This is a genomic window from Mesorhizobium sp. B2-6-4, assembly GCF_006441495.1.
In the GTDB taxonomy this organism is placed as follows: domain Bacteria; phylum Pseudomonadota; class Alphaproteobacteria; order Rhizobiales; family Rhizobiaceae; genus Mesorhizobium.
The window spans coordinates 159,946-180,718 of the sequence record NZ_VFUE01000012.1 but is presented as its reverse complement, the minus strand read 5'-3'; the positions used below and the strand labels follow the sequence as shown (position 1 = coordinate 180,718).

Annotated in this window: 24 protein-coding genes; 3 read left to right on the top strand and 21 right to left on the bottom strand. The window is 63.6% G+C overall.

What is annotated here, in order from left to right:
• Nucleotides 1-6 precede the first annotated feature (6 nt).
• The 3 genes from plsX to FJ426_RS18410 all read right to left on the bottom strand — a co-directional run bounded on the left by plsX (nt 7) and on the right by FJ426_RS18410 (nt 2,290).
• Nucleotides 7-1,077 carry a phosphate acyltransferase PlsX gene (gene plsX / locus FJ426_RS18420; protein WP_140494009.1) on the bottom strand — a complete coding sequence of 357 codons (1,071 nt, stop codon included), beginning with the start codon at nt 1,075-1,077 and terminating at the stop codon, nt 7-9.
• 119 nt (nt 1,078-1,196) lie between these two features.
• Nucleotides 1,197-1,745: a DUF177 domain-containing protein gene (locus FJ426_RS18415; protein ID WP_140515709.1), complete on the bottom strand. Its 549-nt coding sequence runs from the start codon at nt 1,743-1,745 to the stop codon at nt 1,197-1,199.
• A complete protein-coding gene (locus tag FJ426_RS18410; RefSeq protein WP_140560579.1) occupies nt 1,742-2,290 on the bottom strand; it encodes a ubiquinol-cytochrome C chaperone family protein in 549 nt (182 codons plus the stop codon). The genes FJ426_RS18415 and FJ426_RS18410 overlap by 4 nt, the downstream gene beginning before the upstream one ends.
• A gap of 114 nt (nt 2,291-2,404) precedes the next feature.
• Between FJ426_RS18410 and FJ426_RS18405 the strand changes: the two genes are divergently transcribed.
• On the top strand, nt 2,405-2,920 hold the full coding sequence (locus FJ426_RS18405; RefSeq protein ID WP_140494015.1) for an outer membrane protein assembly factor BamE: 516 nt from the start codon (nt 2,405-2,407) through the stop codon (nt 2,918-2,920).
• A gap of 246 nt (nt 2,921-3,166) precedes the next feature.
• Here the strand turns inward: FJ426_RS18405 and FJ426_RS18400 are convergent, their stop codons facing one another.
• Nucleotides 3,167-5,308, bottom strand: coding sequence for a sodium-translocating pyrophosphatase (locus tag FJ426_RS18400; protein WP_140494017.1), 2,142 nt, complete (start codon nt 5,306-5,308; stop codon nt 3,167-3,169).
• Nucleotides 5,309-5,538: 230 nt separating this feature from the next.
• Nucleotides 5,539-6,039: a DUF2165 domain-containing protein gene (locus FJ426_RS18395; RefSeq protein ID WP_140560578.1), complete on the bottom strand. Its 501-nt coding sequence runs from the start codon at nt 6,037-6,039 to the stop codon at nt 5,539-5,541.
• On the opposite strand from FJ426_RS18395, the gene FJ426_RS18390 reads away from it, so the two are divergent.
• On the top strand, nt 6,011-6,352 hold the full coding sequence (locus tag FJ426_RS18390) for a hypothetical protein (RefSeq protein ID WP_246675574.1): 342 nt from the start codon (nt 6,011-6,013) through the stop codon (nt 6,350-6,352). The genes FJ426_RS18395 and FJ426_RS18390 overlap by 29 nt on opposite strands.
• A gap of 25 nt (nt 6,353-6,377) precedes the next feature.
• Here FJ426_RS18390 and FJ426_RS18385 read toward each other — a convergent pair whose 3' ends face one another.
• From FJ426_RS18385 to FJ426_RS31415, 5 genes are all read right to left on the bottom strand, one after another.
• Nucleotides 6,378-7,127: an ABC transporter permease gene (locus FJ426_RS18385; RefSeq protein WP_140494023.1), complete on the bottom strand. Its 750-nt coding sequence runs from the start codon at nt 7,125-7,127 to the stop codon at nt 6,378-6,380.
• Entirely contained in the window at nt 7,124-8,062 is a 939-nt protein-coding gene (locus FJ426_RS18380) for an ABC transporter ATP-binding protein (protein ID WP_140515705.1), read from the bottom strand. Before FJ426_RS18380 ends, FJ426_RS18385 begins: the two co-directional genes overlap by 4 nt.
• Nucleotides 8,059-9,222, bottom strand: a complete 1,164-nt coding sequence (locus FJ426_RS18375) for an ABC transporter permease (protein ID WP_140556991.1) — start codon at nt 9,220-9,222, stop codon at nt 8,059-8,061. The genes FJ426_RS18380 and FJ426_RS18375 overlap by 4 nt, the downstream gene beginning before the upstream one ends.
• Before the next feature lie 316 nt (nt 9,223-9,538).
• Entirely contained in the window at nt 9,539-10,450 is a 912-nt protein-coding gene (locus FJ426_RS18365; RefSeq protein WP_140560577.1) for an ABC transporter substrate-binding protein, read from the bottom strand.
• 79 nt (nt 10,451-10,529) lie between these two features.
• Nucleotides 10,530-10,739, bottom strand: a complete 210-nt coding sequence (locus FJ426_RS31415) for a hypothetical protein (RefSeq protein WP_181165181.1) — start codon at nt 10,737-10,739, stop codon at nt 10,530-10,532.
• Between FJ426_RS31415 and FJ426_RS18360 the strand changes: the two genes are divergently transcribed.
• Nucleotides 10,656-11,228 (top strand): NADPH-dependent FMN reductase, encoded by a 573-nt coding sequence (locus FJ426_RS18360; RefSeq protein WP_140494031.1) that lies wholly within the window; start codon nt 10,656-10,658, stop codon nt 11,226-11,228. The genes FJ426_RS31415 and FJ426_RS18360 overlap by 84 nt on opposite strands.
• A 14-nt stretch (nt 11,229-11,242) precedes the next feature.
• On the opposite strand, the gene FJ426_RS18355 is transcribed toward FJ426_RS18360, so the two are convergent.
• The 11 genes from FJ426_RS18355 to FJ426_RS18305 form a co-directional block, all read right to left on the bottom strand.
• Nucleotides 11,243-12,457 (bottom strand): MFS transporter, encoded by a 1,215-nt coding sequence (locus FJ426_RS18355; protein WP_140521779.1) that lies wholly within the window; start codon nt 12,455-12,457, stop codon nt 11,243-11,245.
• A complete protein-coding gene (gene nusB, locus FJ426_RS18350; RefSeq protein ID WP_140494035.1) occupies nt 12,454-12,954 on the bottom strand; it encodes a transcription antitermination factor NusB in 501 nt (166 codons plus the stop codon). Before nusB ends, FJ426_RS18355 begins: the two co-directional genes overlap by 4 nt.
• The gene (gene ribH, locus FJ426_RS18345; protein ID WP_140494037.1) at nt 12,951-13,445 is read right to left on the bottom strand and encodes a 6,7-dimethyl-8-ribityllumazine synthase; all 495 of its coding nucleotides are present in this window, start codon (nt 13,443-13,445) and stop codon (nt 12,951-12,953) included. The genes nusB and ribH overlap by 4 nt, the downstream gene beginning before the upstream one ends.
• A gap of 187 nt (nt 13,446-13,632) precedes the next feature.
• Nucleotides 13,633-14,145, bottom strand: a complete 513-nt coding sequence (locus FJ426_RS18340; protein WP_140556996.1) for a GNAT family N-acetyltransferase — start codon at nt 14,143-14,145, stop codon at nt 13,633-13,635.
• Nucleotides 14,146-14,147: 2 nt separating this feature from the next.
• A complete protein-coding gene (locus FJ426_RS18335; RefSeq protein ID WP_140556998.1) occupies nt 14,148-14,450 on the bottom strand; it encodes a DUF1778 domain-containing protein in 303 nt (100 codons plus the stop codon).
• A gap of 49 nt (nt 14,451-14,499) precedes the next feature.
• Nucleotides 14,500-15,117, bottom strand: coding sequence for a riboflavin synthase (locus FJ426_RS18330; RefSeq protein ID WP_140556999.1), 618 nt, complete (start codon nt 15,115-15,117; stop codon nt 14,500-14,502).
• An 11-nt stretch (nt 15,118-15,128) separates the two neighbouring features.
• Complete coding sequence (gene ribD / locus FJ426_RS18325) at nt 15,129-16,253, bottom strand: bifunctional diaminohydroxyphosphoribosylaminopyrimidine deaminase/5-amino-6-(5-phosphoribosylamino)uracil reductase RibD (protein WP_140560575.1); 1,125 nt, start codon at nt 16,251-16,253, stop codon at nt 15,129-15,131.
• Between the two features lie 2 nt (nt 16,254-16,255).
• Nucleotides 16,256-16,735, bottom strand: coding sequence for a transcriptional regulator NrdR (gene nrdR / locus FJ426_RS18320; RefSeq protein ID WP_010915593.1), 480 nt, complete (start codon nt 16,733-16,735; stop codon nt 16,256-16,258).
• Between the two features lie 139 nt (nt 16,736-16,874).
• Nucleotides 16,875-17,459: a hypothetical protein gene (locus tag FJ426_RS18315; protein ID WP_140560574.1), complete on the bottom strand. Its 585-nt coding sequence runs from the start codon at nt 17,457-17,459 to the stop codon at nt 16,875-16,877.
• Between the two features lie 81 nt (nt 17,460-17,540).
• Nucleotides 17,541-18,854 (bottom strand): serine hydroxymethyltransferase, encoded by a 1,314-nt coding sequence (gene glyA / locus FJ426_RS18310; RefSeq protein ID WP_140560573.1) that lies wholly within the window; start codon nt 18,852-18,854, stop codon nt 17,541-17,543.
• Nucleotides 18,855-19,035: 181 nt separating this feature from the next.
• Nucleotides 19,036-20,664: a Na+/H+ antiporter gene (locus FJ426_RS18305; protein ID WP_140560572.1), complete on the bottom strand. Its 1,629-nt coding sequence runs from the start codon at nt 20,662-20,664 to the stop codon at nt 19,036-19,038.
• Nucleotides 20,665-20,773: the final 109 nt, after the last annotated feature.

The window sequence follows — 20,773 nt, the reverse complement described above, 5'->3', positions numbered from 1 at the left end:
TCTTTCCTATTCCTTTGCGTCGCTGACGACGTCGGATTTCCTAGATGTCTGGGCATGCGGATTGCGCGCATGGAACAAGTCCAGGTCGGCCTCGATGCGGTCGAGCAGATTGTTGCGCACCATATCGTAGCCGAGTTCGATGGCGGCGGCGAAACCATCCGAATCGGCGCCGCCGTGGCTTTTCACCACAATGCCGTTCAGCCCCAGGAAAACGCCGCCATTGGAGCGGCCGACATCCATCTTTTCGCGCAGGCGATCGAACGCGCCCTTGGCGAAGATATAGCCGATCCTGGCCATCAGCGTACGGCTCATCGCCGCCCGCAGGTAGCCGCCAATCTGGCGCACCGTGCCTTCCGCCGTCTTCAGGGCGATGTTGCCGGCGAAGCCTTCGGTGACGACGACGTCGACCACGCCCTTGCCGATATCGTCGCCCTCGACGAAACCGTGATAGTTCATCGAGGCCATATTGGCTTCACGCAGCATGCGCCCAGCCTCCTTGACCTCTTCCTGGCCCTTGATCTCCTCGACGCCGACATTGAGCAGGCCGACACTGGGCCGCGAGACGCCGAAGACCGATCGGGCCATGCCGGTTCCAAGGATGGCAAAATCAATGAGCTGGTGCGCATCCGCGCCAATGGTGGCGCCGACGTCGAGGACCACGCTTTCGCCGCGCAGCGTCGGCCAAAGTGCCGCGATCGCCGGGCGGTCGATGGTGGCCATGGTGCGCAGGCAGAATTTCGACATCGCCATCAGCGCGCCGGTGTTGCCGGCCGAGACGCAGGCGTCCGCCGTACCCGACTTGACCGCCTCGACAGCCTTCCACATCGATGACTTCCAGCGGCCATGGCGCAGTGCCTGGCTCGGCTTGTCGTCCATCCTGACGGCCACCTCGCAGTGGAAGAATTCGCTCACACCGGCCAGCTTGGGAAATTTGGCCAGTTCGGGTCGTACGGCCTCCTCCCGCCCGTAGATGACGAAGCGGACGTCGGGACGGCGGGTCGCGACCGTCATGAGCGCCGGAATGACCACGGCTGGTCCGTGATCGCCGCCCATGGCATCGATGGAAATCCTGATCACGCGGTATTCATCTCACGGTTTTGCTTAGGCGGCGGATCGTTTTAGTGATCGCGAAGGTTCGGCGAAAATAGCGGTTTTGGACATTCGCACAACCGACTTTTCCGTCGCGGGTGAGGTTTTCAGGATTTTCCCAACAGCGATCGCAGTTTCTGCTGAAATTCATTCTCCACCGGTTCGGCCTCGCGGCCGGCATCAAGCGACGCACCCGGCTTGCGCGGATAAGGATCGATGGCCAGTCCGAAGAACTGCTCGGCGAGTGCCCCGACATCGATCGTGTCGCCTGAAAATGTTTCGGGACTGTCAGGTCCATCCGCGTCGAGCAGGATCTCGCCGCCGCCTTCGAATCCCTGTCGTCCAAGCTTGGAATCCTCGGGCAGGAACAGAGCCTCGAATGATTCGTCGATATGCGCCCCGACCGGATCGAGCGTGACGATACAGGCCTGGGTGATGTCGGCCTCGACCCGGCCGCTGACCTTCACGCCATTGCGTTTCCACGGCGTCACCAGGAATTCGGCACGGTAGGCTTCGACCGAGAGCAAGCTGTGCTCTTCGGCGAGTGTCGCGCGCTGGGTGGCGTCGGCCTCGATGACCACCGGCAAGCCCTTCTGCGGCAGGCGGGCGACGTTGGCAAAAAACGATACCGGACTTTGCGGATCGGCGTGCTTCATCGATCTGCCTCCTGGGCGAGCGGAAAGGTCACCGTGCCGGAGACGATCGCCCGGCACGGCTGCGTGGCCAGCCCATTGCGGGCATCGGCGACATAGTCGGACAGTCGTGACGCTTCCGCCCAAGCCGCGGCGTCGGGCCGGACATTGCGTGCAAGGGCGGCGGTGAGCCCATCATGATCATTGCGCTCCAATGCGTCGTCATAGGCGGCGGTGCGGCCATAAAACATCTTCGCCAGCTTTTTCATGCGCTTGGGCACTCCGACATCGCCAATGCCGAGTTCCCGCAGCGAATGGTCGACGTCGAGGAAAAATTCGTCGATCAGCACATGCGCGATCTCCTGCGCCACGCCGTCTTCCCCACGCAGCCGGTGCTGGACCAGGAACATGTGCAGCGACAGCATCTCGAAACGCCCAAGCGGCGTGTCCGGCACATTCCAGTGGGAATAAAATACGGTCTGCCGCGCGGCCGCCACGATTTGTGCGTAAAGCGCGTCGGTGATGGCGCGGTTGGCGTGGCGTTCGCGACCAAAAAGGCGCTGGAACATGGGGATGGTCTCCGGGGACCGTTTGTTGAATTGGCCTTGTTGCATCGGCAAGCAAGCTGGTTTACCGGTTTTGCGGCCCAGCGCAAGTTGCGGCGATATAGTGGAGAATTGTTGTTGCGCGCGCTGAATTTCAAGTCGACCTTCTCTTCCAGGCCCGCTGGCGCGATCTCGCTGCTGGCCATCATTGCGGCGCTTTCGGCCTGCAACAGTTCCAAGATGATCGGTGATCTGAACCCCAGCGAAACGCTGACGCAGGGGTATGTCATCGATCAGCAGGCGATCGATTCGGTGCCGGTCGGCTCAAGCCGCGAGCAGGTGCTGCTCGCGCTCGGCACGCCCTCGACGACGGCGACCTTCGACAATGAAGCCTTTTACTACATCTCGCAGACTCGCAAGCGCTATGTCGCCTTCGACAAGCCGCGGCTGATCGATCAGCATGTGCTGGCGGTTTATTTCGGGGCCGATGGGCGGGTCACCCAGATCGCCAATTACGGCCTGAAGGACGGCAAGATCTTCGACTTCATCTCGCGCACCACGCCGACTGGCGGCAAGGACCAGAACTTCCTCAGCCAGATCATCAACGGCGCCAGCAAGCTGGCGCCCGGCATTCCCGGCGGCGGCACTCCCTGATCTCAGACCCGCCTTCCCCTTGGGGATGGCAGCACCATCTCAGGCGACCAAAAACCCGTGGGAGCGATCCCACGGGTTTTTGTTATCATGGGGCGGGAGAGGCCGGCTCGTCGGCGATGGGCAGACAGCGACGGCAGGACGCGGACGCAGCCGTTGAAATTCGTTTTCCGCCTTCCAAAACCGCCGTCAAATAAAAACCCGCGGGGATTGCTCCCCGCGGGTGTTTTCAATGTCGAGCTTTGCCGCTCAGCCGTGCGCCAGCACCGCCAGCAGCAGGAGCGCCACGATATTGGTGATCTTGATCGCCGGGTTGACCGCCGGGCCGGCCGTGTCCTTGTAGGGATCGCCGACCGTATCGCCGGTCACCGAGGCCTTGTGCGCCTCGGAACCCTTCAGGTGCTTGATGCCGTCCTTGTCGGTGAATCCGTCCTCGAACGACTTCTTGGCGTTGTCCCAGGCGCCGCCGCCCGAAGTCATCGAGATGGCGACGAACAAGCCGTTGACGATGACGCCGAGCAGAGAGGCGCCGAGAGCCGCAAAGGCCGACGCTTTCGAGCCCGAGATCAGCAGCACGCCGAAATAGACGACGAGCGGCGCCAACACCGGCAGCAGCGACGGGATGATCATTTCCCGGATCGCCGCCTTGGTCAGAAGATCTACCGCGCGCGCATAGTTCGGCTTGGACGTGCCGGCCATGATGCCCGGGTCGTCACGGAACTGCTTGCGCACCTCCTCGACGATGGCGCCCGCCGCGCGGCCGACGGCCGTCATGGCGATGCCACCGAACAGATACGGGATCAAGCCGCCGAAGATCAGGCCGGCGACGACGTAGGGGTTGGAAAGATCGAAGGAGACCTCGCCCATGCCCTGGAAGTAGGGATATTTGTCGCCATTGGCGGCAAAGAATTTCAGGTCGTTCGAATAGGCCGCGAACAGCACCAGTGCGCCGAGGCCCGCCGAACCGATGGCATAGCCCTTGGTCACCGCCTTGGTGGTGTTGCCGACCGCGTCGAGCGCGTCGGTGGAGTGGCGCACTTCCTTGGGCAGGCCGGCCATTTCGGCGATGCCGCCGGCATTGTCGGTGACCGGGCCAAAGGCATCGAGCGCGACGATCATGCCGGCAAGGCCGAGCATGGTGGTGACGGCGATCGCCGTGCCGTAAAGGCCGGCGAGCTGATAGGTCGAGATGATGCCGCCGACGATGACGATGGCCGGCAGTGCCGTCGATTCCAGAGAGACCGCAAGGCCCTGGATGACGTTGGTGCCGTGCCCGGTCACCGACGCCTGGGCGATCGAGTTGACCGGACGCTTGTTGGTGCCGGTGTAGTACTCGGTGATCACGACGATGAGACCGGTCACCACGAGGCCGATCAGGCCGCAGATGAACAGGTTCTTGCCGGTGATGACCATGCCGGCGACAGTGCCGACCTCGCCCCAGCCAAGCGTGGCCGAGGTGGCGACGCCCAAGCCCACGATGGACAACAGGCCGGTGACGATCAGCCCCTTGTAGAGCGCGCCCATGATCGAACCGTTGGAGCCGAGCTTGACGAAGAAAGTACCGACGATCGAGGTCAGGATGCAGGCGCCGCAGATAGCGAGCGGATAGAGCATCGCGGCACTCAGAACCGCGGTGCCGCCAAAGAAGATGGCGCCCAGCACCATGGTGGCGACGACTGTCACCGCATAGGTCTCGAACAGGTCGGCCGCCATACCGGCGCAGTCGCCGACATTGTCGCCGACATTGTCGGCAATGGTGGCGGGGTTGCGCGGATCATCCTCGGGAATACCAGCTTCGACCTTGCCGACCAGATCGCCGCCGACATCGGCACCCTTGGTGAAGATGCCGCCGCCGAGACGGGCGAAGATCGAGATCAGCGAGGCGCCGAAGCCGAGCGAAACCAGCGAGTCGATGACGATACGGTCATTGGGCTGAAGCCCCATGAAATGGGTGAGGATCAGGTAGTAGATCGACACGCCAAGCAGGGCAAGGCCGGCAACAAGCATGCCGGTGATGGCGCCCGACTTGAATGCGATGTCGAGGCCGGCGGCAAGGCTGTTGGAAGCGGCCTGTGCCGTGCGAACATTGGCCCGCACCGAAACATGCATGCCGATGAAGCCGGCCGCGCCCGAAAGCACGGCCCCGATCAGGAAGCCGATCGCGGCGGTGATGGACAGCAGCCACCAGGCGAGCAGCAGCACGACCACGCCGACGACGGCGATGGTGGTGTACTGGCGCGCCAGATAGGCTTGCGCGCCCTCACGGATGGCGGCGGAGATTTCCTGCATGCGTGCATTGCCCTGGTCCGACGCGAGGACCGAACGTGTCGCCCAGATGGCGTAAAGGACAGAAAGCAGGCCGCAGGCGATGACGGCGGAAATTATGGTCATGCCGGGTTTTCCTCGATTGCTGGCCCAAAAGAACCCCTCCCTGGGCCGTTGAGACAAAGACGGAATCCCGTGCGCGGAATCCCCCTCTTCGCAGCGGTGTATGCGAAACAGGGCCGCGAACGTCAAGATATTGTTCGGTTTTTGCCCGGCTTTCGCCCAAAAGAGCCAGACGGCGGCAGGTGTCGCCATGCCGCTGCTGCTTTATATCGATTGAAATCACGGATCAGCACTCAGGTTTGGCGCAGATCACCGTCTGGCTGGATGACGAAGATCAGCACCGCCATTATGGTCATGTAGAACATGAATGCCTTCTGCTGGCCGTTCCAGATGCTCGATTGCCACATGGCGAACCACTCGCCGCCCACCACCATAAATCCAAGATACCAGATCAGGAATCCCATCGTCGCGGCGATAACGGCGAATTTCTTGGCATCGTTGAAAACCTCTCCGCTGGCATTGCGCGCTTGCCACAGGTTCCAGGCCGCGATCAGGTAGAGCAGACAGGTCAGCGCCTCGCCGGCGATGATGAGCCAGTAGCCCGTCGTCCATAGCGAGGGGTTGGTGATCGAGCGATACATCAGCGCGTTGCCGGGAAAGGTCGTGTCCATGCTCAGCACGTGCTGGACAAAGGCGAAGTTTGAGCCGTAATCGGTGACGTTGCCGAGAGCGACAAGAAAGGCGAAAGCCGCCAGACAGAGACACATGACGATCTTGGAGAAGCGCAAGGTCATGGCAAGAACTCCTGCTGAAGGATCGGGGCATCGGCCCAATCAATCGCCGAGTCCCGAAGATCGCGCAACTGGCAGGCGGGTGTTGATTACGCTCACGGCCAGCGCAAGACATTATGCCGGCAAGCAAGTCATCGCCGAACCCATCGAGGCGCTCCAGCTCGGCAGCGATTGCGCCGTGGGTGATCTTGTCTCGCTCGTGAAAGCCGGCACACAACACGACTTTGCCGTCATGTGCCGCCGCTGGATCTGCAAAGAGCAAGGCATCGAACTCGAACTGACGCTCGACCACCCTGCCCGTTCAAGTGGACGTTGAAAGATCGGAGCACCGGGACAGAAGCCTACTCGGCCTGGCGCCCCATGCGCCGCGCGGCATAGCGTTCGACCGCCGACAACCCATCATAGATCAGCACGGCCAAGGCGGCGACGATCAGGCCGCCCTGCAAGATGAAAGCGAGATTGTTGGACAAGAGCCCGGCAATGATCACCTCGCCCAATGTCTTCGCTGCAACCGTCGAGCCAATGGTGGCGGTGGCCAGGCTGATAACCACCGACAGCCTTATGCCGCCGAGGATGACCGGCGCGCTGAGCGGCAATTCGACCTTCAGCAGCCTTTGCCAACCGGTCATGCCGGCACCGCGCGCCGCTTCCATGACATTGCCGGGCAACGTCGTCAGGCCGGTCAGCGCGTTCTCGAAGATCGGCAGCAGACCATAGAGGAACAATGCGATCAGCGTCGGCTTCTCGCCGAACCCGACCGCCGGCACGGCAAGCGCCAGCACCGCCACCGGCGGGAAAGTCTGGCCGATATTGACCAGGCTGCGTGACAGCGGCAGGAATTCGGCGCCGGCAGGCCTGGTGACCAGGATGGCGAGCGCGACCGCCACGATGGTGGCGGCGAGCGTGGCGATCAGCACGGTGCGCAGGTGCAGCAGCATCAGCGTCAGCAGGCTACCCTGATTGTAGATCACCGGCGCGCCGTTCTCGGTCAGCGGCTTGAGCAGCGGCTCGAACCAGCCGGGACTGGTGACGAAAGCGACCAGCAGCACCACCAGCGCAAGCCTGAGCAGCAACGGCAGCCAGGCTTTCATGCCGGCCTCGCCGCACGCTTCACCAAGCCGTCGACGGTAACGCGACCGAGCGGCTTGCCGTCGGCATCCTTGACCGGCAGCGCCGGGCGGCCGGACCAGAGAAGTTCGGCCAGCGCGTCGCGCTGGCTGGCGTCGCCAGGAATCGCCTCACCTTCCGCCGCGCCCTTTTCGACTGCGTCGCGCACGCGGCCGAGCGACAGCAGCCGAAACGGTTTTTCGCTGGCGCCGACCAGGGTCTCGACGAAGCCGCTGGCCGGCCTCGCCAGTATCTCCGCCGGCCTGGCATATTGTACCAGCTTGCCGGCATCCATGACGGCGATCTTGTCGCCCATATGCACGGCCTCTTCCATGTCGTGGGTGACGAGGATGATGGTGGTGCCGAAGCGCCTCTGGATCGCAAGAAGGTCTTCCTGCGCCTTGGTGCGGATTATGGGGTCAAGCGCGCCGAACGGCTCGTCCATCAACAGCACGTTGGGTTCGGCCGCGAGCGCGCGGGCGACGCCGACGCGCTGTTGCTGGCCGCCGGAGAGCTCGTGCGGATAGCGCGGCCCGTAGGCCTGCGGGTCGAGCTGGTAGAGCGTCATCAGTTCGTCGACACGGGCCTTGATGCGATCCTTGTCCCAGCCAAGCAGCACCGGCACGGTGGCTATGTTCTGCGCCACCGTTCGGTGCGGGAACAGGCCGTGGCCCTGGATGGCGTAGCCGATGCTGCGCCGCAGCTCGTAGCCGGGCACCGAGCGGTTGTCGGCGCCGTCGAGCTTGATGACGCCGGAAGTCGGCTCGACCAGCCGGTTGATCATGCGAAGCAGCGTCGTCTTGCCGGAGCCCGAGGTGCCGACGATGACGCAAAGGGTGCGGGGCTCGATGATCATCGAGACTTCATCGACCACCGTGGTCGCATCGTAGCGCTTGGTAATGCCTTCGATCTCGATCATGCGGGGTCCGCCCTGCGCTTGGTTGAGGTCATTTCGATCACCGCGTCGAGAATGATGGCAGCAGCGAAGGCGAGCGCGACCGTCGGCACGGCGCCAAGCAGCACCAGGTCCATCGCGGTCTGGCCGACGCCCTGGAACACGAACACGCCGAAGCCGCCGCCGCCGATCAGGGCAGCGATGGTGGCGAGGCCGATGTTCTGCACAAGCACGATGCGGATGCCGGTGAGGATCACCGGGAAGGCCAGCGGAAACTCGACGCCGAACAGGCGTTGGCGATCGGTCATGCCCATGCCGCGCGCCGCGTCATTGGCGGCACGCGGCACACCGGCAAGGCCGACCACGGTATTGGCGACGACCGGCAGCAGCGAATAGAGGAACAGCGCCACGAACGCAGGTGCCGTTCCGATGCCGCGGATACCGAGCGCGGCCGCTCCCGGCACATGCGCCGCCACCCAGCCGAGCGGTGCGATCAGCAGGCCGAACAGCGCGATCGAGGGAATGGTCTGGACGATGTTGAGCACGTTGAGCACGCCGGCGCGCAGGCGCTCGACGCGATGACACAGGATGCCAAGCGGCAGGCCCAGTATCACCGCCGCCGCCAGCGAACCAAGCGCCAGCGTGACATGTTTGGCGCCCTCGGCCCAGAAACTGTCGGCACGGTTGAAATATTCCTTGAGGATCGAAAGGCTGTCCCAGGATCCCGATATGAGCAGCAGCCCGATGGCGAGCGCGGCAACGACAAGCACGCCGACACGTGACCAGGGAGACAGGTTCATTCTCGTCAGCACGTCGGCCAGCAGGAGGGTAAAGGCAAAGATCAGCAGCCAAAACCCGGAGGCCGGCGAAACGCGCGCGAAGGTATTGCCTGCCGGGGTCAGGAATGTCCCGGTGACGCCGATCAACAGCGCGAGAGCCGCCAGCGTGATCACGCTGGCGGCAAGGCGCAGGACGAGCGGCGTTTTCAGCAGCGCGACAAGCGCGGCTGCGACAACGATGGCCAAAAGCAGCGGGCCGGCCATTGCCGGAAGTGCCTCTACGATCGAGCGCGCCTGGCCGGGCACGATGCGATTGGCGCGGAACGTGGCGAAGGGTGCTACGAAAGCCGCATAGGCAGCGATCGCAGCGATGACCACGCCGAGCTTGTCGAAGCGGAGGGTCATGGCTGCCCCTCAAAGGGGGAAATCTGCCACGAGGTACACAGTTGGCTGGCGACTGGCGAAAGCCGACGCGATTTCCGATCTCCCCCCTTGCGGGGGAGATGGCCGGCAGGCCAGAGGGGGGTGTGAAGGATCGCCAACTTTCGAGCGTCGGCTTGTTCGAAAACGGTCCTGTCCGAGCGCGCAGCTGTGACGAGTTGAGAGGTCGGCGGGACAGCACCCCCCTCTGTCCTGCCGGACATCTCCCCCGCAAGGGGGGAGATCGGCAGCTTCCAGAGGGGGGCGCCTCGCACCAGCATCACGGTCAGCTAAGCGCTGACTACTTCAAGAACCCATTCTTCTTCAAAAAGTCTTCCGCCACACCCTTGACCGGCTCTCCGCCGACCTGGACGCGGCCGTTGAGTTCCTGCAGCGTGATGAGGTCGAGCTTGGCGAAGACCGGCTTCAACAACGTCTCGATCTCGGGATGCTCCTTCAGCACCGCCTCGCGGATGATCGGCGCCGGCTGGTAGACCGGCTGCACGCCCTTGTCGTCGTCGAGCACGACCAGCCCGGAGGGCGCGATGCCGCCGTCAGTGCCGTAGACCATGGCGGCGTTGGCGCCATTGGTCTGGTTGGCTGCCGCCGCGATGGTCGCGGCCGTGTCGCCGCCGGAGAGCGTGATCAACTGGTCAGGCTTCAACGTGAAGCCGTAGGTGGTCTGGAACGCCGGCAGGGCCGCGGCTGAATTGACGAACTCGGCCGAGGCCGCGAGCACCACCTTGCCGCCGCCGGCGACATATTTGCCGAAATCGGACAGGGTGGCGAGCTTGTTGGTTTCGGCCACCTCCTTGCGCAGTGCGATCGCCCAGGTGTTGTTGGCCGGCGACGGCGACAGCCAGACGATCTTGTTGGCGTCGTAATCGAGCTTCTTGGCCGTCTCATACGCCTTGGCGGCGTCCTTCCAACCCGGGTCGTCGGTCTTCTCGAAGAAGAAGGCGGCATTGCCGGTGTATTCGGGATAGATGTCGATCTCGCCGGCGGTGATCGCCTTGCGCACCACCGGCGTGCCGCCGAGCTGGATGCGGTCAGTGGTCTTGATGTTGTTGGCGTTGAGGACGAGCTGGATGATATTGCCTAGCACGCCGCCCTCGGTGTCGATCTTTGAGGACACAACCACCTGAGCATTCGCCGATGCCGCCGTGATGCCGAGCGCGAGCGCCGCGCCAGCCAGAAGCTTGATTGAAAACATTGTGAAAATCCCTTGCTGTGAACCGGAATTCGGTGCCGCATATGAGCACGGCTCCAACGTCTCGTCGGGGCACACGGTTTCATAACAAGTGGTACAGACGCAATATTTTTGTTCGGAAGGCCAATTGCGACGCGACGCTGGCGATCTGCTGCCATCTGGCGGATAATGCGGTGAGGGTGCGGGTGGCAAACACGGAGAGCGTGTCATGGCCATACACAAAGTCGGTTACCTCATCGGCAGTCTTGCCCGGGAATCCATCAACCGCAAGCTCGCGAAGGCGCTCGTTCAACTTGCCCCTCCCGAACTCGACATGACCGAAATCGCCTTCAAGGATCTGCCACTGTACAGCTACGACTATGACGCCGACTTCCCACCGGCAGCCCGGGATTTCAAAAAGGCGATCGCCTCCGTCCAGGCCGTATTGTTCGTCACCCCGGAGTACAACCGCTCGATCCCTGGAGGATTGAAGAACGCAATCGACTGGGCCAGTCGGCCCTACGGCAAGAATTCGTTCGCGCGCAAACCGTCGGCTGTCATCGGAACATCGCCGGGCGCCATCGCGACCGCCGTCGCCCAACAAAGCCTTCGAAGCGTTCTGAGTTTCTGCAATTCGCCCCAGATGAACGCGCCTGAAGCCTACATACAGTTCACGCCGGGGCTGATCACCGACGACGGCGAGGTGACGGTCGAATCCACTGAGGACTTCCTGCGCAACTACATGGCTGAGTTTCACATGTTCATTGCGCGAGTGCTTCAGGTTCTGCCGCCGGACGCATAGATTCAAATTGGGCGTCAAGCCAGACGCAAGCTCGCAATCCTCAGCGCGCCGAGCGCGACGAAGCATAGCACGGTGACGGGAAAGATCATCCAGTTCAGCATGGTCCAGCCCCAGGCATTGTAGACCATGCCCGACATCAGCGAGGCGCAGGCCACGGAGCCGAACAGGACGAAGTCGTGGAACCCCTGCACCTTGCCCTTTTCGGAAGGCCGGTAGCTTGCCGCGACCATGGCCGTGGCGCCGATGAAGCCGAAATTCCAGCCGAGGCCGAGCAGGATCAGCGCCGTCCAGAATTGCCATAGCGCCAAGCCGGACAGCGCGACGACCGCACAGCCGATCAGCAGCAGGAGGCCGACAGCGACAATGCGTTCAGCACCGAAGCGATGAATCAGCGATCCGGTGAAGAAGCTCGGCCCGAACATTGCCATGACATGCCACGAAATGCCGAGCGTCGCATCGTCCTCCGACAGGCCGCAGCCGACCATGGCGAGCGGCGCGCCGGTCATGACGAAGCTCATCAGGGCATAGCTGCCGACCGCGCAGAAGAGTGCCGCGACGAAACGCGGCTGCGTGACGATCTCGGCCAAGGGCCGGGCATCGCTGCCGGCAATTTCCGTTCCGCCGGCGGCGGCCCTCGCCGGCAGGCGCAGCAATGACAGGATCGCCGCGCCGACGGCGGCTAGCACCAGGATGGATGCGAACGAACCGGCAAACATCACCGGTGCGAACAACTCGCGGGTGAAGATGACGATCTGCGGTCCGAGAATGGCGGTGATGATGCCGCCCGCCAGCACGAAGGAGATGGCGCGCGCCTTGAACTGCGGCGGCGCATTGTCGGCGGCGGCAAAGCGGAACTGCTGGACGAAGGCGCCACCGACACCGATCACCGTCAGGCCGAAGGCAAACAGCCAAAAACTGCCATGGAAGAGTGCCAGCGTCGCAACCAGACCGCCAAGCGCGGTGACGATCGTACCGGTCACGAAGCCGCCGCGCTGGCCCATGGCGCGGATGATGGCCGCCGCCGGCAGCGCACCGAGTGCCACGCCGAGATTGAAGCCGGTGATCGGCGCCGTCGCCAGCGACTTGTCCGGGCCGAGCAGATATTGACCGGCAAGCGCGCCCATGGAGATGGCGATGGGCGCTGCCGAACCGATGATCGCCTGCGAGGCGGCGAGGATCAACGCGGTGCGCCTCGCCTCCCTGGCCGCCTCGATGGCGACCGCCGTCATGAAGCGTCCTTGCCGCGTCCCTCGCCACGCACCCGACGGGAGACGCGATCGAGCACGGCGTTGACCAGCTTCGGCTCGTCTTCCTCGTAGAAAGCCTTGGCGATATCGACGTATTCGGAAACGATCACCGCCACCGGCACGTCTTCGCGCTTCATCAGTTCGTAGACACCGGCGCGCAGGATTGCGCGCAGTGTCGAATCGAGGCGCGACAGCGGCCAGTCATCGGTCAGCGCCTGGCGGATAACCGGATCGATGGTTTTCTGGTCCTCGACGACACCGGTGAGGATGGCGCGGAACCATTGGGCATCCGCCTCGCGGTAAAGCGCGCCATCGACTTCCTTGCCAAGGCGAAACGCTTCGTATTCGGCAGTGATCTCGAAGACGCCGCTGCCGGCGACATCCATCTGATAGAGGGCCTGCACGGCGGCAAGCCGCGCCGCGCCGCGCTTGTTGGCGTGGCGCACCGTGGGCTGTCCGGGCGAAGCGGGGTCGCTCACGATCGCGCTCCCAGTCGTTCCTTGAGCGCGATCATGGTCAGCGCCGCGCGCGCGGCAAAGCCACCCTTGTCGCCCTCCGAACGCTTGGCTCGCGTCCAGGCCTGCGCGTCGTTTTCCGTGGTCAGGATGCCGTTGCCGATACAGACCGAGTCCTGCACGGACAGGTCCATCAGTGCGCGGCTGGATTCATTGGCGACGATATCGAAGTGATAGGTGTCCCCGCGGACGACGGTGCCAAGCGCGACGAAGCCGTCATAGTTCATGCCGCCTTCCGCCGCGCCGTCCAGCGCGAAGGTAATGACGGCGGGAATTTCGAGCGAACCTGGAACGGTGACGACGTCGTAGGTCGCACCCGCTTCGTCAAGCGCGCTCGTCGCGCCTTCGAGCAGCGCGTCGGCAAGATCGTCGTGGAAGCGTGCCTCGATAACGAGAAGGTGGGCCTTCTTCTTCGGGCGAATGAACGCTTTGCCGTGTTGGGATGTGCCAGCCATAAATGTCTCCGGGATCGCCGGTGACTTAGGCCGAAGCCGGATTGATCGCAAGCACAAGATTGCCTCAGGCTCTCAGTCCAGACAACAATGGCTTCGTGATCTACCAACGGCCTGCATCTATATCGACCAAGGCTTCCCGCGGAGGCGCTCCTGCTGTTTGGAGTTTCTCCTTTCCACCCCAGTCATCTCATTCGAACAGCTCTGCGATGTCGGCCATCGGCCGAAAGAGCTTCATCGACTGATCCGGGAATGGCAGAAAACTTTCGCGTTGGTAGAAACCGCGTGCGTCTTCATCCATGGCATCGACCACAACGGCAAACGAAGCTATCTCGTTCTTGAGGCAACGCGACAGAGCGTCGGCCAGGAGATAGCGGCCGTAGCCCTGTCCCCGATACCGCCGGTCGACGGCAAGACGTCCCAGTAACGTGGCCGGAATGAGTGGGTAGCGGGGCAGCTTGCGAACGGTTTGGGCAGGCCAATCGCCGATAGCTACGGCGGTTGCGGACAGCGTGTAATACCCGGCCACAGTTCCGTCCGGCAAAACAAGAACAAAGGGTGCCGCGATGTTCTTGCGCGCATCCTGCCCAGCCTGCACCCTGAGATACCGATCGAGCGCCTCTACGCCGCTCTCGAAGGATGCCCTGTCGTGCTGGAGACCAAGCACTTCGACCCGAAGAGTACTTCCGGCCGAACTGCTCACCTTCAGGTACCAGTGGCTTGACGATAGCGGCGCACCGTTTCGCGCAGACGATCATTCACGGGTTGCGGATTGATCAAAGCATCGACGAAGGCGCGACTGTCGCGGACGGAAAGATCGAGGCGCTGATGCTCCTCGATGGCTCGGGTGGCTGCTTCTTGGACACTGGTCAGCACAAAATCTGTCACTGTCCGGCCCTGAAGGGCGGCGGCGTGTTCGATAAGACTCTTCTGGTCGGCCGTAATACGTGCCTCCAGGCGTTCGCCACGGACACGGCTGCGAGTTGGGTGAGCATGTGCTGTCATCATCTTTCTCCCGAAGACAGTGTACGGCCAATGGCCGGCAATTTCAAGTGGCTCAAAGCCCCTCTTTCGCCGCTTCCGCCAGGCGCGCCGCATAGCGGGCCATGGTATCGATCTCGAGATTGACGCGGTCGCCGACCTTGCGCTCACCCCAGGTGGTGACGGTCAGCGAATGGTGGATCAGAAGCACGTCGAAGCGGGTGCCTTCCACCTTGTTGACGGTGAGCGAGGTGCCGTCGAGCGCGACGGAGCCTTTCGGCGCGATGAACTTCGCCAGCTCGCGCGACGCTTCCAGCGTGAAGCGCACCGCATCGCCCTCGTCCTTGCGCTCGACGATCTCGGCGGTCCCGTCGACATGGCCCGACACGATGTGGCCGCCAAGCTCGTCGCCGATCTTCAACGCCCGCTCCAGATTGATCCGCGTGCCCGATTTCCAGCCCATCGCCGTCGTCAACCGGAGCGCCTCCTCCCAGGCCTCGACTTCGAACCAGCGCGCGTTCGAGCCGCTGTCGGGCAAGGCCGTCACGGTAAGGCAAACGCCGCCGCATGATATCGAGGCGCCGATGGCGATGGTTTCGGGATCATAGGCGGTGTCGATACGCAATCCCACGCCTTCCCGCAGCGGCTTGACGGCCGCGACGGTACCTATGTCTGTAACAATGCCGGTAAACATCGGTGTTGATCCTAAAAGTCTCTTATCCACTCGGCGTAGCTGTCCTCGCCGAACCGCATCTCGCGCAGTTTGCGAAATCCCGCTGGGACATGGTTGGCATCGATGGGCGATGCAATGCCCCCCTTGCCGATCGCCGCCGGCCCCCGGAACAGCACGATGCGGTCGACCAGGCCTTCCGACAGGAAGGCGCTGGCCACCCTGGCTCCGCCTTCGACCAGCACGCTGGCCATGCCGAGCGCGGCAAGATCCTCGAGCAGTTCCGGCAGCGCCACGCCGCCTTCATGCGTCTCGGTGCCGATGAAACGCACGCCGGCGCGTTCGAGCGTTGCCCGCCGCAGAGGATCCGCTTCCAGACAAGCCGCGACGTAGAGCGGCACCCGGTCGACACCGGATACCAGTTTCGAAGTCTCAGGCAGCCTGATCTGCCTGTCGAGCACAATGCGCGCCGGCGACCGGTTCTCCAGTCCGGGCAAGCGCACCGTCAGCGCCGGGTCGTCCTCCAGCGCCGTGCCAATGCCGATCAGGATGGCATCAGCCTCGGCGCGCATTAGATAGACTTCACGGCGCGCAATGTCGCCTGTGATCGACACCTGCCCAGCCCCTTCCATGCCGATCTTGCCGTCGCTGGAAAGCGCTAGCTTGAGAGTCACTTCCGGCCGTTTCCTAAGCGATCGAATGAGATAGCCGGCCATCTGCTCGGCGGCCTCCGCCGCCAGGACATTCTCCACAACCTCGACGCCCGCGGTGCGCAGGATCGCGTAGCCTTGGCCCGACACGCGCGGATCGGGGTCGCTGGCGGCGCCAACGACGCGCGCGATGCCGGCAGTGACCAGTGCATTAGCGCAAGGCGGCGTGCGGCCGTGATGCGCGCAAGGCTCCAGCGTGACATAGGCGGCGGCGCCGCGCGCCAGTTCGCCCGCTTCGGCGAGCGCCTCGGTCTCGGCATGAGGGCGGCCACCGACAGCGGTGACGCCGGTGCCGACAATCATCGGGCCCAAGCCATCGTCGCGCACGATGAGTGTGCCAACGGAAGGATTGGTTGAGGTCCGGCCCGCATTCCTGCGCGACAGTCTGAGTGCGGCTGCCATGAAACGGCGGTCAAGGGCTGCCTGTTCGGCCTCGCTGCGTCCCGCCATGCTCAGCCGGCGTCCTCTTCGCTCTTGTCCTCGTCGCCCTTCAATTCCCCCAGCAGTTCATGGAAATCCTTGGCCTCGCGGAAATTGCGGTAGACCGAGGCGAAGCGAACATAGGCGACGTCGTCGAGCGACTTCAGCGCTTCCATGACCAGCCGCCCAACCTCGCCCGAGGCCACTTCGGTCTCGCCGGAGCTTTCCAGCTGGCGCACGATGCCGGTCACGGCACGATCGATGCGCTCGGGATCGACATTGCGCTTGCGCACCGCGATCTCGACGGAGCGCAAGAGCTTGTCGCGGTCGAAAGGCACTTTTCGCCCCGACTTCTTGACCACCACGAGGTCGCGCAACTGCACGCGCTCGAAGGTGGTGAAACGGCCGCCGCAATCGGGGCAGACGCGACGCCTGCGGATCGCCGCGCCATCCTCGGCGGGGCGCGAATCCTTCACCTGCGTATCTTCGGACTGGCAATAGGGACAGCGCATTGAGAGCCTTGGGTTCACGAATCTGGTGAGGCGAAAAGGCTTAGAGCCTTTTGCCACGATGGCAAGGCACGCAGACCCTTTCGCGTCAGAGATAGCGAGCCGCGAGACAGATTGCCAGCACCCGCCTTCGCGCGCTTGGCTAGGGTGCAACGTCCTTGGTCGGAAAGCCGCATGATGTGCCGAGGTTGCGGTAGGCTTTAGTGAAGCCGTCCATCGAAATGCTGGCGAAAGCCTCTTTGCCGAAAGCGACATCGAGCGAGGTGACTTTGCGCATGGCTCGCAAGAGCGCGAGACTGGTCTTGGGCTGGTTGTCGACCGTCCAGCTGGGACGGCCGTTGACGGCATCGTTCGAATAGACGGTGGCGGAAACCTTGACGCCAGGATCACCAAAAGTCGCGGCGATCTTCTTGCCAGTGGGCAGGTTCCGGTTGTCGACAATAAGCATGATGGCCGGGTAGGCGTCCGGCGGCATGGCGTCGCCGTTCGAGATCGACAGCGTCAGCGTGCCCGAATTGCCGCTGGCATCGAAAAAGGCAGTCGAAGCGGCGCAGGTCTTGCGCGCATCCTGCCCGGTGTCGAGCGTATCGACGATGGTTGTCCATCTGCCGAAGGTAGCGGTGGCGGGCACTTCAGGGGCGGTCTGCGCAAGGGCAGTCCCGGGCAATGTCAGGGAAACGGCCAGCAAGCCATGGGCGCCAAGGATGGCGGGACGGAAATTACGCATCGTCTGGTCTCCAGTTCGGCGCGTCGATCGATCGGGGGTCGGCGCGCCGCTGGCGGATAAGAGATGACGCGTGGCGCGAGGTCAACCGAGATAAGGGTAGAGCGGGAATCGATCGGTCAGCGCCACGACCTTGGCCTTGACCGCGGCCTCGACCGAGGCATTGCCCTCATCGGAATTGGCGGCCTTGAGGCCATCCAGCACCTCGGCGATCAGCTTGCCTATTTCGCGGAACTCGGCCTGGCCGAAGCCGCGCGTTGTGCCGGCGGGCGTGCCGAGCCGCACGCCGGAGGTGACGAAGGGCTTTTCCGGGTCGAAGGGGATGCCGTTCTTGTTGCAAGTGATGTGGGCGCGCCCAAGCGCTGCCTCGGCGCGCTTGCCGGTGGCATTCTTGGGGCGCAGGTCGACCAGCATCAGGTGGTTGTCGGTGCCGCCTGACACGATGTCGAGGCCAGTCTCCTGTAGGCTGGACGCCAGCGCCTTGGCGTTGGCGGCGACGCTCTCGGCATAAAGCTTGAAGCTCGGCTTCAGCGCCTCGCCGAAGGCAACCGCCTTGGCGGCGATGACATGCATCAGCGGTCCGCCCTGCAGGCCGGGGAACACCGCCGAGTTCATCTTCTTGGCGATCTCCTCGTCGTTGCACAGGATCATGCCGCCGCGCGGGCCGCGCAGCGACTTGTGCGTGGTGGTCGTCACCACATGGGCATGCGGCAGCGGCGAGGGATGCACGCCGCCGGCGACGAGGCCGGCGATGTGGGCCATATCAACCATGAGGAAGGCGCCGACCGCATCGGCGATCTCGCGAAAGCGCTTCCAGTCCCAGATGCGCGAATAGGCGGTGCCGCCGGCCAGGATCAGCTTCGGCTTCGTCTCATGCGCCGTCTTCTCGATGGCGTCCATGTCGAGCAGGTGGTCGTCCTTACGCACGCCGTAGGACACGACCTTGAACCATTTGCCGCTCATGTTGACTGGCGAGCCGTGCGTCAAATGCCCGCCGGAATTGAGGTCGAGGCCCATGAAGGTGTCCCCCGGCTGCAAGAGAGCCAGGAACACCGCCTGGTTCATCTGGCTGCCGGAATTGGGCTGCACGTTGGCGAAGTTGCAGCCGAATAGTTTTTTCGCGCGCTCGATCGCCAGCTCCTCGGCGACGTCCACGAACTGGCAGCCGCCATAGTAGCGCTTGCCCGGATAACCCTCGGCGTATTTGTTGGTCATGATCGAACCCTGCGCTTCGAGCACGGCGCGCGAGACGATGTTCTCAGACGCGATCAGTTCGATCTCGTGGCGCTGGCGTCCGAGTTCGTTGCGGATCGCGCCGAAAATTTCCGGATCGGCATCTTCCAGCGTGGTTTCGAAGAAGGATTCGAATTTGTTCGACGCTGCCGCTGCTGTTGCCATGGCCTGAATTCCTTAGGTCCGGAGGTCGGTTTTGTCTTGCGCATGCCGTTGTCCCAAACCCCTGCACATTTTTGTGTGACAGGATTGGGTTCGCCGCGCCATTAACACAGTTGTTTTCGCCTCGCCACGTTTGCGGCGCGAAATTTGCTGGCCCGATTGCGGCAAGCAGAGCGGCGAACCGTTATTTCCTGTCGCGCCGCTGCTTCAGAAGAGCCTCGGTCAAGGTGATCTCGGAAAACAGCGCCCGCATCGTATGGTCATTGATCTCGCGGCTGAGAAACATGGCGCGTAGCGCGGCGCGCTCGGCTTCTATGCCGGCCGCCCTGAGTTCAAGCTCCAGACGGCTCGCCTCGCGCGCCTCGGCACGCGCTTCGTCGGCCTCGTCGGAGGCGGCGATGCGGCGCCGGTAGCCGGCGACGATGCTGTCGGCAACGGCGAGCCGTGCCTCGACGGCCCCGCCCTCGCCTGCCTCATTGGCGATGCTCTCGATCCTGGCGGTCGCCGCATTGGCTACGCCGACCCGCGCCCGGCGCTCCTCGGCCGCTGCCGGGTCCTCGCCCGGTTCGACCAGCCCGCGAGCGATCTTCGGCAGCGCGAGGCTGGCGATGGCCAGCGAGCAGATGATGACCCCGGCGGCGAGGAAGATCACCACGTCGCGGGCCGGGAACGGCAAGCCGTCCTGCAAGGTGAGCGGCAGCGACAGGATACCGGCCAACGTGATCGCTCCGCGCACGCCGGCGACCGATCCGGCGAGCCGCACGCGCAGGCCGAACGGCTCGGCCTTTCGCTTGCCGAGCCGCGCCGCCATGGCGCCGATCCATATCCACAGGAAACGCAGGCCGATCAGGCAAAGGGTCAGCAGCAGGACTGTCAGCACCGGCTCGATGATCCAGTGCCGGCTGGACAACTCCGGCGGCACCTTACGGATGATATCGGGAAATTGCAGGCCAAGCAGGATGAAGAGCGCGCCGTTGAAGACGAAGGACAGCGTCGACCACAGCGACATCGTCTGCATGCGCGCCGAGACACCGAGAAAGCGGAACATGCCGGAAACTCCGGTCAACAGGCCGGCGGTGACCGCCGCCAGGATGCCCGAGGCGCCGATATGCTCGGCGCCGAGATAGGAGACGAAAGGCACCAGGATCATGACCAGAACCTGCGCCTCCGCCGGCACGCCGCCGATGCGGTTGAGCAGTTGCAGCGCCTTGGCGGCAACGAACAGCGCCGCCATGCCGGCGAGGATGCCGGCAGCCACGGCATAGAGAAAGCTCAGCGAGGCCGCGGCGAAGGAAAAGCTGCCGGTCAATGCCGCCGCCACGGCAAAGCGGAACATGACTAGGCCCGAGGCGTCGTTGAGCAGCGACTCGCCTTCCAATATATGCATCAGCCGCGCCGGAACGATGTTCCTGTCGACTATGGAAGACACCGCCACCGCGTCAGTCGGCGACAGCACCGCGGCGAGCGCGAAAGCGACGACGAGCGGGATGCTGGGCACCAGCCAATGCAAGGCGTAGCCAAATCCGACGATGGTGAAGAAGACCAGTCCGATGGCAAGGTCGAGGATGGGGCCACGCAAGGCGACAAGCTCGCGCTTGGGCGCAGCAAAGGCATCGGCGAACAGAAGCGGCGGAATGAATACGAGCAGGAACAGTTCCGGATCGATCTCGACATGCAGCCCGCGCGCCGGCCAGGCCAGCGCAGCACCCATGGCGATCTGCAGCACCGGCAGCGGCACCCGCACCAGCCGCACCAATGCACCGGAAAGCGCCACCAGGACGAGCACGACGAGGATGAAGACGGCAACTTGCATGGTCCGATTCCGGCAGTTTTGCCGACCATGCGCAATCGCCCGCGCTTCGTCCAGCCGGAGCGCGCCTACGCAGAGTTGGAGGTCAGCGGCGGTGTGAACGGCTTGGCGA

Coding starts and splice junctions, on each gene's coding strand:
- FJ426_RS18415 (WP_140515709.1), bottom strand. CDS start 1,745: ATGAAGCACGCCGATCCGCAAAGTCCGGTATCGTTTTTTGCCAACGTC.
- FJ426_RS18400 (WP_140494017.1), bottom strand. CDS start 5,308: ATGACCATAATTTCCGCCGTCATCGCCTGCGGCCTGCTTTCTGTCCTT.
- FJ426_RS18390 (WP_246675574.1), top strand. CDS start 6,011: ATGACGATCTTGGAGAAGCGCAAGGTCATGGCAAGAACTCCTGCTGAA.
- FJ426_RS18335 (WP_140556998.1), bottom strand. CDS start 14,450: ATGATGACAGCACATGCTCACCCAACTCGCAGCCGTGTCCGTGGCGAA.
- FJ426_RS18375 (WP_140556991.1), bottom strand. CDS start 9,222: ATGACCCTCCGCTTCGACAAGCTCGGCGTGGTCATCGCTGCGATCGCT.
- FJ426_RS18315 (WP_140560574.1), bottom strand. CDS start 17,459: ATGCGTAATTTCCGTCCCGCCATCCTTGGCGCCCATGGCTTGCTGGCC.
- glyA (WP_140560573.1), bottom strand. CDS start 18,854: ATGGCAACAGCAGCGGCAGCGTCGAACAAATTCGAATCCTTCTTCGAA.
- FJ426_RS18410 (WP_140560579.1), bottom strand. CDS start 2,290: ATGTTCCAGCGCCTTTTTGGTCGCGAACGCCACGCCAACCGCGCCATC.
- FJ426_RS18365 (WP_140560577.1), bottom strand. CDS start 10,450: ATGTTTTCAATCAAGCTTCTGGCTGGCGCGGCGCTCGCGCTCGGCATC.
- ribH (WP_140494037.1), bottom strand. CDS start 13,445: ATGGCTGGCACATCCCAACACGGCAAAGCGTTCATTCGCCCGAAGAAG.
- FJ426_RS18380 (WP_140515705.1), bottom strand. CDS start 8,062: ATGATCGAGATCGAAGGCATTACCAAGCGCTACGATGCGACCACGGTG.
- nrdR (WP_010915593.1), bottom strand. CDS start 16,735: ATGCGCTGTCCCTATTGCCAGTCCGAAGATACGCAGGTGAAGGATTCG.
- FJ426_RS18305 (WP_140560572.1), bottom strand. CDS start 20,664: ATGCAAGTTGCCGTCTTCATCCTCGTCGTGCTCGTCCTGGTGGCGCTT.
- ribD (WP_140560575.1), bottom strand. CDS start 16,253: ATGGCGGGACGCAGCGAGGCCGAACAGGCAGCCCTTGACCGCCGTTTC.
- FJ426_RS18395 (WP_140560578.1), bottom strand. CDS start 6,039: ATGACCTTGCGCTTCTCCAAGATCGTCATGTGTCTCTGTCTGGCGGCT.
- FJ426_RS18385 (WP_140494023.1), bottom strand. CDS start 7,127: ATGAAAGCCTGGCTGCCGTTGCTGCTCAGGCTTGCGCTGGTGGTGCTG.
- FJ426_RS18355 (WP_140521779.1), bottom strand. CDS start 12,457: ATGACGGCGGTCGCCATCGAGGCGGCCAGGGAGGCGAGGCGCACCGCG.
- FJ426_RS18360 (WP_140494031.1), top strand. CDS start 10,656: ATGGCCATACACAAAGTCGGTTACCTCATCGGCAGTCTTGCCCGGGAA.
- FJ426_RS18330 (WP_140556999.1), bottom strand. CDS start 15,117: ATGTTTACCGGCATTGTTACAGACATAGGTACCGTCGCGGCCGTCAAG.